The sequence below is a fragment of the Enterobacter sp. BRE11 genome (assembly GCF_031844285.1).
Lineage (GTDB): Bacteria > Pseudomonadota > Gammaproteobacteria > Enterobacterales > Enterobacteriaceae > Pantoea.
On record NZ_JAUZUX010000021.1, the window covers coordinates 1 to 12659 of the forward strand.

Here is a 12659-nt window from a genome sequence, read left to right on the forward strand (position 1 = left end):
AGCTTTAAATAACCCCGCACTGTGCGGGGTTTGTTGTTTTACAGGGTGGCAATTATGTCGTCAGCTGTTTTCCGAGTGTCGCTTTTGCAGGACACGGATCGCCGTGTGGCCAGCGGGGAGATTTTGAATCCGCTGCGGGTATACAGCTGCTGGATAGACGGCGCGCCACTGTTGGTAATGACAATCCTTGCGCCACAGCCGCGCGCGGCCACTAAGCACTCCACCAGCCGTTCCTGATGCATAAAGGTGAAGTTGGTACCGCTATAGGCCGTAAAGCCGGTTTCATCCGGCAGCGGCTCATACGGCGGATCACAGAAAATCACGTCACCCTCGCCAGCCTGCCCAATCACCTCTTCAAAGCTCGCGCAGACAAACGCCATTTCTTTCTGCAGCCCTGCAAAGTGTTTCAGCTCCGCCAGTGGGAAGTGATTGGCCTCGCCCTTTTTGTTCCACCCTACGTTAAATTCACCTTTCCGGTTGTAGCGGCACAGCCCGTTAAAGCAGGTGCGCATCAGCGCCAGGAATAGTGCAGCATGCCGCACAGCATGCGCCTGCCGCCCGTTGAACTCGTTCCGGATGGACAGATAGGCCTCGTTGGATACGCAGCCTTTCACCAGCTGGCTGGCAGTGTTGATCACAGCGTCCGGAGACGCCTGCAGCTGGTTGAAGAGGTTGATCAGGTCCGGGTTGACGTCGCCCAGCAGATTGCGTTGAAAGCCCGCGTTGATAAACACCGTTCCGCTGCCAACAAACGGCTCAATCAGACGTTTGCCGGCTGGCAGCGCGGCGCGCACTTCATCCAGCACGGAGTATTTACCGCCGGCCCATTTCAGGAACGATCGCGGGTATTTGTCAGCTGCGACCTTCCGCGCCGGCGCGCGCTGGATCACCGGTACTGCAGGCGCAGGCAGGGCAGCTGGCTGCGCCTGTACTTCGGCCGCCACCAGCATGATCTGATTGGCAATGCGATCACCAATCCAGCGCATGACTGGTACCGCCATAGAGTTGCCAATTGCCTTATAGCGCGGGCCGTCAGCGGATAAGCGGTGTGCCTCTTCTTCTGGCATGTCCGGGTGCATCAGGCGCAGGTATGCCAGCTCGTCCGCCGCCAGCGCGTTGCGCTTCTTCTCCGGGATAAGTGTCCAGCCATCAGGGAAGCCCTGCAGCCGCTCACACTCTTTCGGCGTCAAGCGACGCACCTCGCAGCTGCTGACAACTGAGGGGAAGCCCTGGCCGGGCTTACCTCCACCAGTTGACAGCGCGCCAGTTATCTGCCCGTCGCCATTGAACAAGCGGACTTCGCCGCGGGTGTTTTCTGCAAACGCCACATGCTCTTCACAGCGCGCGACGCACGGCGCGGCATCACCTTTGCCGGTCTCCCCTGATTCTGCATTCAGCGTATGGCAGACCTCGCCCATATCCCCGCGCCCGTTACGCGCTATGCGTGTCTGGAAGACATAAACCACTGCTGGCGGTGCGCCAGCATTTGCATGGTTATGAGCGTGCCCGCCAGCGCGTAACACTGGAGATATCTCCTCGGCCGTATACTGCCCGTAGTCTTTGGACGAAAACGCTACTACAGGAGTGCCACGCCCGGTGCCATCCTCGGAGGCATCGTGACCTTCAGCTGTCAGAGTGTGGCTTACCTCACCCGTGGCGCTTTGCACAGCAAACGTCTCAACGTCAAAATCATTGCGCTGACCTTTTGCCGTCAGGCACGCAGCCACGTTTAGCGCCCCGGAGCAATTTCCGCCGCCAAAAGCAGAAATTAAGTGACCGGCTGCGGCGTGGGTGAAGTCAGGGCCACCGACTCCAGAGCCGTTAGCAGTAAGGGTGGCAACTGCCTGCCCCGTTTCTCTGCACGGCGGAGAATCCCGGCGCATGCCGTCGAACTCAAGAAGTACTTCTGCGGGATCAACGTCGTTTCGAGCACTTGCGACAACGAACACACGGCGGCGGCGTTGGGCCACTCCGAAGTATTGGGCATCAAGGAGTCGCCAGGCGAGTTTGCGCTGTCGTCCGTAAACACAACCAGACTTTGGCCACTTCGCCACATGCTTACCGGCGTTTTTTTTCCAGCGCCAGCCGGGGCCGTGTTTTCCGGGCTCAGGTCTTGGACCAGGTTCAAATGCTTCATCTTCACCAACCATTCCGGCAAGGAAGTACCCAAAAGCGTTGTCGTCTGTGCTGAGACTTCCGGGCACGTTTTCCCACAGGTGGACGGCTGGTGCGTCGCCGCTGGCTGCTCTTTTTTCATCAATGGCATTGGCTAAATCTACATAAGCGAGGGTTAGCTGACCGCGCGGGTCATTCAGGCTTTTACGAAGCCCGGCGATGGAGAACGCCTGGCAGGGGGTGCCGCCAACCATAACGGCGGGGGCAGGGATGGAGCCAGCCCGGACGCCGGCAGCTATCTTTGTCATGTCGCCCAGATTAGGCACGGCCGGGAACCGATGCGCCAGCACGGCGGCGGGGAATTTTTCAATCTCAGCAAACCATGCTGCCTTCCATCCCAACCCGCTCCATGCCACGCTGGCCGCTTCAATGCCGGAGCAAACGGAGCCGTAAGTGATCATCGCTTAGCTTCTCCGCCCAGGGCATCCATCAGCCCGGAGAAGAAGCCGGAAAACTCGGACGTGAAGAGCATGAAATCCGCCAGCATGCGCGCCCGGTGATCTTCCCGGTCAATGTCATCATTCTGCTGCGTGAGCATGTCGGCATATTTGATGCCCTTAATACTAAGGTTGTCCGCCACACGGCAGAAAATGCGCTCCTGCCAGTCGAGGCTAAGCTGTGTGACGACTTTGCCGGCTTCAATGTGCGTGCGCATTTCATCGGTAATCAGATCCTGCTTCTTACAGCGGATTTTCCCGCCATCCTCCAGGATGGCCACCAGCTCAGCTTCATCGCCCAGCACAAAGCCGGCGGGCATTTCTCCGCTGCGCAGCCACTCAGTCAGGGTGAGCTCTACCGGCTCAGCGGCCATAATCGGCACGACCGGCAGTGAGCCAATGGTTTTACGCAGCATGGCCAGCATGTCCTCCGCCGCTTTGGCGCTGGAGGCATCCACATAAACGCGGTTATTCACGCTGTCGATCCAGATATAAGCCTGCGAACGGCGGGTGAAAGCTCGCGGCAGAAGCGTGTGAAGCGCTTCGTCTTTTAGAGATACACGTTCATTTCTGCGGACTTTCCGGCCCTGTTCGCGCTCCATTTTTTCCACGCGCTCGGCAACGTAGTCATTCAGGGTAGCGGCGGGCATGATTTTGCTTTCGGTCTGGCAGCACAGCAGATATTGCCCGTTCTCAGCCAGCAGCGGGCCTTCTGCTGTCACATCTATCCAGCCTGATTTAGCCATGTCCTGCGCGGCGCACGGGGTGAACGTCATAGTCTGCAGCTGCTGCTCCAGTTCCTCCGCATTCAGTGGAAGATCGCGGTTGAGGCTGTAGACCATGACATTTTTAAAGAAGGGGGATTTCATGCCTGATTTTCTCTGTATAAACAATCAGTCTCATTCTATATTTATATTTTAGATTTACACACAAAATTACTGCTTAAATTCAAACTTCGGCGCGGTGGCGCTGAACGTGCCGCCAGACTGATAAACGATTTTCCCGCCGCTCTTGATGGTCAGATCGCCCCCCAGGTCTATCACCATGTTCCCCGGCCCCAGCATGTACATGTCGCCCGCCTCATTCATCCCGATGCGCGATCCTTTGGCCGTATTGGTTATCTCAAAGCCGCCGCCGGCAGAGCGGACCTCCAGCAGGTTGTTGCGGTGTGAGACGTAATCAGCGGTGGCGCTGAGGGAAGGGCGCGCCGGCGCGCCGTCAACCGCTGGTGGCTCGTATGCAGCCCCCTGTCCGGACGCTTCAGGTGCAACGTTTGGTACGCCGCCTGGTGCTGACTGAGCCGCGCCGGTAATCAGCGGGCGCCGGGTATCCGGACGATTCCGGCCGTCTGTGTAGGGGAACTCCACCCACACTTCATCGCCGGTCTGGCAGGGCACGAACGTGTTACCTATGGGCAGTTGGTACTCAGCCCAGGGCAGCGTTTCCGCTTCGACGTCAGCCCACTGCGGCGTCAGCCGGATTTGCGCACGCATGAGACCAGCTGGATCTTTGGTGGCTGTGATAACAGCACGATGCTTACTCACGAATTGGGCACTCCTAAAATCATGCGTGTGGTGTAGCCGATCCGGTCCTCATGATGAATGACGGCCGCGACGATAAAGTTTTTCGGCAGCGTTTCGTCTACCTGATTATCCGGGTCATACCGGTGGATCTGGACGCCTATGACCATGCCGGCAGTAATGTCAGCATTGCCGCTTACTTCAATATCCAGTTTGGGCACGAGCACGCGCGCCATATTGGTAAGCGTTGTCACGTCAGCGTCCGAGATATATTTCACGGGCTTGGACTTATCCCCCACGGCCACATAGCCGTCAGTCATGGAGTAGCCCACATACTGAAAGTCGCGCCCGCTGGTGGCGGCAGCGTCCTGGTTGATATTGCTCAGCTTGCTTATCGTGTACTCCGCCTGCGGATTGTTTGCCTCATAGACAAAGGCCGCCTTTGTGCTGATCAGCTTGGCCATGTCCTTCATGCAAAAGCGGCCGCGTGCACACCAGACCAGCGCGCCATGATCATCTGCCATCTGGCGCAGCACGCCGGACGGTTTCTCGCCCATATTCAGGTGATAGGTCATCGCTTTTTTGAAGGCGTCAGCCTCAATCGTCAGCGCGCCGGCGAACTCTTTCATGACGTCGCCCGGCTGACGATCGGCGTACAGGCGCACGCGCGCGGAAGGGGTTTTTAGGCGCTTCAAATCCTGCGATACAGCGATGATGCGCACGACGTCTCCGCTGGCTGGCGCGGAGGTGACAAAGAACGTCTCTTTGTACGCGCCGCGCTGGCCAGTCGGGTCGCCCAGCTCCGCCACCAGCGTTGCGCCATATCGCGCGCCCATTTCGTCCACCAGCTTCCCGGCCGGATCGTGTGCGTCCAGCACCAGCAGCGGGGCAGTCAGCGCGGTTTTCTCAATGTAGAGCGACGATGTGATCCAGCTGCGCGGCAGCTCTTTATCGTTGATGGAGACCGACTGCAGGAAGTACTGGAGCGGCTTATTCTGCTCACCGGCCATCCGCGTTACCTCCCGGAGCCGCCAGCTGCGTGTCATAGCGCACGCTGCGCGCGTTAACTTCGTATGCGGTCAGCACATCCACCATGACTATCATTGACGCCTGGCAGGCATAGATGCGCTGCTGCGAGAACGGCGGCGAGATATCGCTGAACATGATGGTTTTGGCGTCCTGAATACTGCAGTTGAGCTCAACTGGCCACCGCACCAGGATTTCCGGCGCGGTAAAGTTGGTAGTAAGGCGGGACCGGAAATTAGCGGCCAGCGTATTGCACATGAGCGACAGCGTATCATTGTCCGCGGCGATAAGCGTGATCGTGTAATTCAGCGACGCCTGCGTGGTTTCAACCTCCGCCAGCGGCTTATCGGCCTGCGCAGGATCGGTTATGGTGCCGTACTTTTTGCGGTCGATTTCCTGATCGTTGTTGTCGTAGGTGATATCGAATCCGCGCGACAGGTTGATAAGCGGCAGCGCATCGCGGTTCAGGTTTGGCATTTCCTCTGCTGTTACGCCGCGGCGGCCGGCACCCGCCCCGCGCACGGCGCGCAGGAACTCCAGCACGTCATCAAATTTACCGACGAATACGCGATCTTCCGGCTTGCGCGCCAGGAATGCAGCGTAACGTTTTTCGTGATCTCGCGGCTCCATTACAACCGCGCTGCTGTACACGTCGTTCAGTGCTTTTGCTACGGCGGCATCGGCGGCGGTAAAGCCAGTACTCTGCGTCTGGCCACTGCGCGTAGTTACCCATTCGCGGGTGCGTGAAAGCGTTTCTTTCATTCGATTCGTCCGTTGCTGGTGGTGTCAAAATTGCGCGCCGGAATGCAGTAATACAGCGAGCCAACGTTTTGCGTGCCAAAGCCGTAGATGCGATGGACGTACCACCAGCGCCGCGCCAGTGCACCGCTGGCCATCTCTTCATTCCACTCCAGGATTGAACCCACGGGCACGCCTTCAGCGGCTATACGCAGGATCAGCACGTCATCGGTAAAGCCATCCTGTTCGCCGTCAGCATCGAGCACCTGGAAACTCTCACGTTCGTCCGGGCAATCCAGCACGGTGACGACAACCGGATCGACGTCCTGATAACTCAGGGTGCGCTGGTTGTTGTTGAGCTCAGTAAACGAGGCTTTTTCAAAGCCTGTTTCGTCGTCCACTTCGCCAACGTCGTTCATGTCCGGCAGGTACAGCAGCGCCTGAAATGCGCTGTAGTCGCTCTCAATCGCTTTAATCCAGTCACGGCGGACCATGTTGTTAAACGCGGCGTGCCCTTTGTAGCGCGGCTTAATTACCGTGCTCTGATCGCGACCGGCAATAGCGTCCGGCAGCGCGGCGCTCAGTGGGTCATGATCTGCAGCGCTATCGCCGTCAGCGTCATCAGCATTGCCAGTGGCAACGTCAGCGGATGGCGCGGGGGTGGCTTCCTCGCTGGCTTCAAGATCAGTAGCAGCGCTGCTGCTGTCTGTCGGATTTTGCTGTTCGGTGTCACTGCTGGTGGCCTCGCTTAATGTGGGAGGCTTATCAATCAGAAATTCGTCGTACCTGCCCATTACTGTTTACCTGTCTTGGTCTGTTTCTTTGCGTATTCGGTGAACATCTTTTCTGCCTGCGCGCGCGGGGTGCCGCTCAGCACCAGCGCATCAATAAACGTCTGGCGCTGGATCTTCGCCTGGTCAGCCAGCTGCTGACGTAACAGGGCGTTTTTGGCCTTTTCGTCTGCCAGCTCCGCCTGCTTTTTCGCGGCCCGGCTGCGCTGCACTGCGGTCATTTTTTTGGCCCGCGTCAGCTGGCCGCGCAGGCTTTCGATCCGGCCGTCATCCTTATCGAGCCGCCTGGCCACCGCGCTCATGCGCCTTTGATATTTCTCATGCTCTCGCTGGACCGCGGCGACGTTGGTCTGTGAACTGCGGTTGCGGTTGAACTTCGCCTTATCGGCGTCTGTGAAGTGCTCCGTGGTTTTGCGCGGATCGTCGCTGTATGCGTTGTTGCCGGCGCTCTTCCGCATCGCCTGGCCGATACGCACCTGCCACGATGCCGACTGCAGACGGGTGAAGGCGTGAATAACGTGCTTACACGCCACACCTTTCAGATTGGGGTTTTTCTCTTTGGGGTAGGCGTACTCTTTTGGCGGGGCAAGGGCGAAATTGCCTGCCGTGGCGATGTAGCGGTACCAGTACTGGTGACGGCCGCAATCGCAATCAAAAGAGACGCGGCCAGCGCAGAGTCGCTTTGCGATTTTTGCGGCGTTCTTTTCGTCATCTGAGATTTCCTCAATCAGCTGATCCCACTCTTCAAAGCGGAATTTCACCCGGTGATGCTTGTCCACGGATATGGCGGACGCCTCCACGCTCACTGTCAGCACGTTGTGCTTTAGCGTGGTGGGCACGGCGCGCCTGATACCAGAACCATCATCCACACGGTTGTTAGCGCGCTTTATGTCGATCTGCTGGCTGCCGGCCACCAGCTGCGCATAAGTGATCCCCGGAACGGCTGAATTAAACTGCTGGCGCGCGCCGGCGCGGTTCTTCTCAAACCCCTTTAAATCGTCCTTCGTGTAAAACATCCCGGACTTCTTCTTGCCCAGGGCAATAATGTCATCGAGCGCTTTGTTTTTGAGGGTAAGCGGGTTGAGCGTGCGTCGGGCCGTCCGGCGCGACCGGCGCCGGTCTTTGTCTATCTGATCGAATACGCGGGAGAACTCTTTGGACGACAGCCCCTCCGTTGCATAGCGCCCGGATTCGGTACGGGCAAAAGGGGTATCAGCCACTGTAGAGCTCCAGTCTGCCGCCCGCATAATCGCGGATGCGGCTGCGTATCCAGGACATATCCGGCAGGGAAAGCGTCTGGCCTACTGGCAGCGGGTCCATTTCTGATTCCAGCCCGCACAGCAGCCGGAATACCCAGCGCAGATCCGCGTTGCCTTCATAGGCGCGGTGCGCCGCCAGGTCAGCGCGATAGGTTTCGTCAGGGCGAATGGTGTAGTCGCTGTTATCTTCGTGATAGGCGTTGGCCCGGCGGATCACTTCCTGATGAAAGAGACTGCGCAACACCACGTCGTCAATTGAGCGATCGTCGAGGCGGTTGTAACTCACAGAATGCGCTCCTCGTCGCTGATGCGTTTTCCTGTCAGCGTCTCAGGCATGTCCTCTATCGCTTTAAGTTTTTCAAAGCCGATGATGCGCTTAAAGGCATTCATGACGGACGGCTTTTCACTGCCCACGGCCGCTGTCATTGCGGTGATGTAATCGGCGGATGCCACGTTGTGATAACCAATGGCGAAGCAGCACAGGATGGTCAGTACATGCTCTGGACGTATGTCTGCCCAGTTGATCCGGTAAACCTCTTCACCGCTGGCGTTGTAGTCCACGTCAACGATGCTATCCGGGATTTCAAATGCGCCTTTGTTCTGCGCCGGCAGTGCAATGTTGTCCTGCAGCGTGAGCTCTTTGTAACGCTCAATGCCCACAACCACGGCCGCGCGCCCGTCGCTGCTGCGCGTTTTGAGTGAAACATGATTGGCACAGAGGGCATTGGCCACTTTGCCCGTGGCTTCGTCCACCAGCACTTTAAATCCCTGCGATCGCAGTTTTTCAACGTAGGGGGCGAGTTTTACGAGCTGTGCTCTCATGCCCTTTGGCAGCGGCTGCGCCTTTGACATAACCAGCGCGTGATCTTCATAAATGGCGGTGATGGCCATCGGCAGGCGTGTGGAAAGGCTGATAACTGCAATTTTCTGTTTCACGTCGGAACCCCTGAAAAGGCGAAAGGCCGCATATAGCGGCCTCTCTGGCTTTTAACGTTCCCAACCGCGCGTTGCAGATTAGGTAAGTTGTCAAAAATTCCATCAGGGAACCGCTAACAGCTTGGGGGGGACTTTAAGCGGTTTGTAATTTGCGGTGTTATAGGTCAAGCAGTTTTTTCACAAATAAAAAAGGCCGTTGAGTAGCGGCCCTTCGAAAGCCAACCTATGGCACAGCGGCGGCTGATTAGCCATTGCATCGGCTGGCAGTATGGAATGCGTTTTGAGTGAAAAACAGCAGGAACAAGTGATAAATGTCCGCTATGGCTCCTCTAAAACATCATAAGAGCTGAAATCTCGCTCACCATCTACTTCACCGTAGCGTATATATCCGGTGTCAAATATATCTTTTTCAAAATTCGATTGGTCTATATCAAATCCATATTGAGAAATCCATTTAAAATCGTTCATGTCGCAACTTTTAATAAAATTATTATTTATAATAAATTTATCTTTGCCAACCAACTCTATACCTAAAATAAATTGTGGGAACAATGCGCCTTTAACAGCAATTTCATTTTGTTCAGGATATAACCCTTTCGGATAATAACGGGGAAGCCCCGTGCCATAAATTACCTTTTTATGATGTTCAATTTCCCATGGCCCAATGGCATAATCCTCGAATGGCGCAGGGATAAAGTAATGTAATATCACTTTTTCTTTTTTTGTGTTTTCAGAAAACTGAACTGCAGTGGATTTATCTTTTGATGTGGAAACTAACATTGTTTCCCTACGGATGCCTGCAGTACCTGCAACATGTAGAAAGTATAAGTAATAATCCCGAACATTTATTTTCTTCTTTTCGGTGTCAAAAGATTTAACTTTTCTCAGGAAATCAACATTAGAGTCAGGACTAAGAAAGTATTGGCGGAACCAGGCATTTGTACAGTTGTTGACCCGCTCCTGTAACCTGGGCTCATTTAGAATATTGCAAATGCGGTCATGGATAAACATAAAAGTATGATCAGATTCGTCACTTATACTCGTAAGGTAATTTCTGCCCGGCGTGAAAACATCGATAGAAAAATGCCTGGCTTTGTCGCCAAAGTAAAAAGCACGTTCAAAAACATCCTTTTCTTTCATTGAGGTGCCTTTCTTTATCAAGCGATTTTTTATATTACGAAACTCTTCTCCGCGATAAAGCAGTTGCACCTCATTTATTTCACTAAAAAACTGAAGATATTTTTTCAAACCGATAAATTTTTCTTTCACGCTTTCTTCAACAGGCTTTAATTCGCTATCCACATAATCCATAAGCAAAAATCCTTTCAAATGATTCGTATTTGTTGAGTGGTTAGTAGTAGTTTATGCAAAATTGCGGCAGCAGGTGACTTATACCTGCCATATTATAGGCTTTTTCCATCAACTGCATTTCCGAACCGTTATAGTTAGCAAACTCTGCTTTGCCGCCAGTTATTCCGTCTGCATGTACCGGCACCAGCCAGGGAAATTCCGCCCGGACGTCTGCCGGCGCAGCGTGCTGGTGGTGGTTATCACACAGTGGGAGCTGCAGCATATGCGCGCCAGGTTTAGTGCGCCCGTCGATGTGATGCAGGCTGATGATCGGCGATTCTTTCCCATGTTGCAGGCAGGCAATGCAGGGGAGTTTTCCCAATGCATCCATCACGACCCGCTCAGCGGCAGTCGGCGCACGACCTTTAAGGCCTCTGCTGGACGCTCTCGCACGCGTCTGCGGCTTCGCTATGCCTTGGGCTGGCCTATTTGCCTTCTGGCGCTCTGAGGCTCTTACAGCGCGTTCTGCTGCTTTCTGCTTTTGCCCCTCAATCCATTCTGGTGAGTTACGACGCTCTATCTGCCTGGCGATCATTTTGCTGGCACTGGCGCTTTGCTTTTCCAGCTGCTGCTGCCGGTATTCAGGATCGGCCAGTTTAGCCGCTTGCCTTTCGCGCTGGCGCTGCTGTGCGCGAGCCTGCTTTTCGCGTGCTGCTTGGTAGGTTGAAGTGTCCAAAGTGAAAACAATCCGTTGTAATAGTGAATTTATTTAGATTGTTGATCACTTATAAGCCTCTGTAAAGGAATATGAAATTGACCACTGCACAATTAAAGCTCGATATTTAGTTAACACCCGTGTGGCTTAAAACAACACTAATGTAGTTTTAGAGCCTGTTAACTTAGGTTGAGGAGAAACCATGTTTGTTTACCCGGTACCGGCTGGCTGTAAGCCAGAGAAAGGGGAGTATCTGGTAAGCGTACCTGTGCTGGTGGCCATGAAGGCGGTTTTGCATAACGCGATGATTGAGACAGGTACGCACAAAGCAGAGCTGGCGCGCAGCATGAATCTGAAGGGGCCGCAGGTGTGGAATCAGTAGAGCGGGCTATCCACCAGCTGAGACGTTCTGTTTCGATCGCAGCAGTTAAGCCATTTACGCCAAACGTGCCGGTTTGAGGGAGCAATAGGTGAGAAGGGAATGATAAAAAAATGGGCTTTAAAGTTATCCACTTATCCACCTTCCCGATCCAATAATCGATCCTAAATAGATCCCTATAGTACCAAATAGATCCCCGTCGCTGGCAGGCCGCGCCCCGTCTGGCTTGAGAGGGTGTCCCGATGTGTGCTGGCGGGATGAAAATGTGTGCTGGCGGGATAGAAATGTGTGCTGGCGGGATGGTAATGTGTGCTGGCGGGTTTCTTGATGTGTGCTGGCGGGATAGGGCATAAGGATTCGCACTTTCCATCAGCCACTGTTGATAAGTGAGATAAGAGCATGATTGAAGAGCATTTTATTGCTGACGGTCTCTTTGGAGACATGGACAACAAAGAAAAACAGCTCACAGTTAACTCCAACAACACCGTGCAGCCTGTAGCGTTAATGCGATTAGGCGTTTTTGTACCAAAGCCCAGCAAAACGGCCGGAGAAAACAACATCGTTGATGCCTCGGAATTGTTTTCAAAAATGGAACTGGCAAAAGCTGAAGGGTACGACAACATCAAGATTGGCGGTCCTCGCCTCGATATGGATGTTGATTTCAAGGTGTGGATAGGCGTCATCTACGCTTTCAGCAAATACGGGCTGGCGACCAACAAAATTCAGCTGAAATTCAGCGAGTTTGCGAAGGGGTGTGGCTTCTCCGCTAAGCGCATAGACGGCCGCCTGCGCAACACAATTCACGAATCGCTCGGTAAGCTGCGTAACAAGTCGATCTCCTTTAAACGCGGTTCTGATGCGCGTGGTAGCTACCAGACCGGCTTACTTAAGACCGGTTATTTTGATGCTGACCTTGATATCGTTCAGCTGGAGGCAGACGAAAAACTATGGGAGTTGTTCCAGCTGGACTATCGCGTCCTGCTGCAGCAACACGCCATTAAAGCGTTGCCGAAGAAAGAGGTTGCACAGGCGATCTACACGTTTATCGAAAGCCTACCGATGCGCCCGGCCCCGGTATCATTCAAACGGCTACGTGACCGCCTTTCGCTTACGAGCCCGGTTGGTGAACAAAACCGCACGATTAAGAAGGCCTTAGACCAGCTGCAGTCCATTGGCTATCTGGAGTTTACGCTTACCCGCAAAGAGCGTGAGAACTACCTCATAATCATTAAGCGCAACCCCAAGCTAAAGCCTATCGACCTCTGAAAATGTGTGCTGGCGGGAGGGAGGATGTGTGCTGGAGGGAAAACCGGCCGCCACGGGCAATCGAAAGTGTGTGCTGGCGGGATAAAGCATGCTCTTGTGTTCATTGATGTGCGCTGGCGGGATGAAA

13 protein-coding genes are annotated in these 12659 nt (G+C 54.7%); 2 read left to right on the top strand and 11 right to left on the bottom strand.

The features are described 5' to 3' along the window. Nucleotides 1-38: 38 nt before the first annotated feature. The 11 genes from Q9R34_RS19110 to Q9R34_RS19160 all read right to left on the bottom strand — a co-directional run bounded on the left by Q9R34_RS19110 (nt 39) and on the right by Q9R34_RS19160 (nt 10767). Nucleotides 39-2576: a Dam family site-specific DNA-(adenine-N6)-methyltransferase gene (locus Q9R34_RS19110; protein ID WP_485895752.1), complete on the bottom strand. Its 2538-nt coding sequence runs from the start codon at nt 2574-2576 to the stop codon at nt 39-41. Further along, on the bottom strand, nt 2573-3481 hold the full coding sequence (rdgC, locus tag Q9R34_RS19115; protein WP_485895754.1) for a recombination-associated protein RdgC: 909 nt from the start codon (nt 3479-3481) through the stop codon (nt 2573-2575). The genes Q9R34_RS19110 and rdgC overlap by 4 nt, the downstream gene beginning before the upstream one ends. Before the next feature lie 66 nt (nt 3482-3547). After that, nucleotides 3548-4105: a baseplate protein gene (locus Q9R34_RS19120; protein ID WP_485895922.1), complete on the bottom strand. Its 558-nt coding sequence runs from the start codon at nt 4103-4105 to the stop codon at nt 3548-3550. A 47-nt stretch (nt 4106-4152) separates the two neighbouring features. Continuing rightward, a complete protein-coding gene (locus tag Q9R34_RS19125; protein WP_485895756.1) occupies nt 4153-5142 on the bottom strand; it encodes a tail length tape measure protein in 990 nt (329 codons plus the stop codon). Beyond that, nucleotides 5132-5920 (bottom strand): baseplate, encoded by a 789-nt coding sequence (locus tag Q9R34_RS19130; protein WP_485895758.1) that lies wholly within the window; start codon nt 5918-5920, stop codon nt 5132-5134. Before Q9R34_RS19130 ends, Q9R34_RS19125 begins: the two co-directional genes overlap by 11 nt. Beyond that, complete coding sequence (locus tag Q9R34_RS19135; protein ID WP_485895760.1) at nt 5917-6690, bottom strand: phage tail protein; 774 nt, start codon at nt 6688-6690, stop codon at nt 5917-5919. The genes Q9R34_RS19130 and Q9R34_RS19135 overlap by 4 nt, the downstream gene beginning before the upstream one ends. Continuing rightward, nucleotides 6690-7907 carry a phage tail protein gene (locus Q9R34_RS19140; RefSeq protein ID WP_485895762.1) on the bottom strand — a complete coding sequence of 406 codons (1218 nt, stop codon included), beginning with the start codon at nt 7905-7907 and terminating at the stop codon, nt 6690-6692. The genes Q9R34_RS19135 and Q9R34_RS19140 overlap by 1 nt, the downstream gene beginning before the upstream one ends. Beyond that, entirely contained in the window at nt 7900-8232 is a 333-nt protein-coding gene (locus tag Q9R34_RS19145; protein WP_485895764.1) for a baseplate protein, read from the bottom strand. Before Q9R34_RS19145 ends, Q9R34_RS19140 begins: the two co-directional genes overlap by 8 nt. Then, nucleotides 8229-8882: a maturation control protein gene (locus Q9R34_RS19150; RefSeq protein ID WP_485895766.1), complete on the bottom strand. Its 654-nt coding sequence runs from the start codon at nt 8880-8882 to the stop codon at nt 8229-8231. The genes Q9R34_RS19145 and Q9R34_RS19150 overlap by 4 nt, the downstream gene beginning before the upstream one ends. 318 nt (nt 8883-9200) lie before the next feature. Further along, a complete protein-coding gene (locus Q9R34_RS19155; RefSeq protein ID WP_485895768.1) occupies nt 9201-10193 on the bottom strand; it encodes a hypothetical protein in 993 nt (330 codons plus the stop codon). Nucleotides 10194-10233: 40 nt separating this feature from the next. Then, nucleotides 10234-10767, bottom strand: a complete 534-nt coding sequence (locus Q9R34_RS19160) for a Ref family recombination enhancement nuclease (RefSeq protein WP_485895924.1) — start codon at nt 10765-10767, stop codon at nt 10234-10236. Nucleotides 10768-11089: 322 nt separating this feature from the next. On the opposite strand from Q9R34_RS19160, the gene Q9R34_RS19165 reads away from it, so the two are divergent. Together Q9R34_RS19165 and Q9R34_RS19170 are read left to right on the top strand one after the other, a co-directional pair. Next, nucleotides 11090-11269 (top strand): hypothetical protein, encoded by a 180-nt coding sequence (locus tag Q9R34_RS19165; RefSeq protein WP_485895770.1) that lies wholly within the window; start codon nt 11090-11092, stop codon nt 11267-11269. A gap of 396 nt (nt 11270-11665) precedes the next feature. Then, nucleotides 11666-12532 carry a RepB family plasmid replication initiator protein gene (locus tag Q9R34_RS19170; protein WP_485895772.1) on the top strand — a complete coding sequence of 289 codons (867 nt, stop codon included), beginning with the start codon at nt 11666-11668 and terminating at the stop codon, nt 12530-12532. Nucleotides 12533-12659 lie beyond the last annotated feature (127 nt).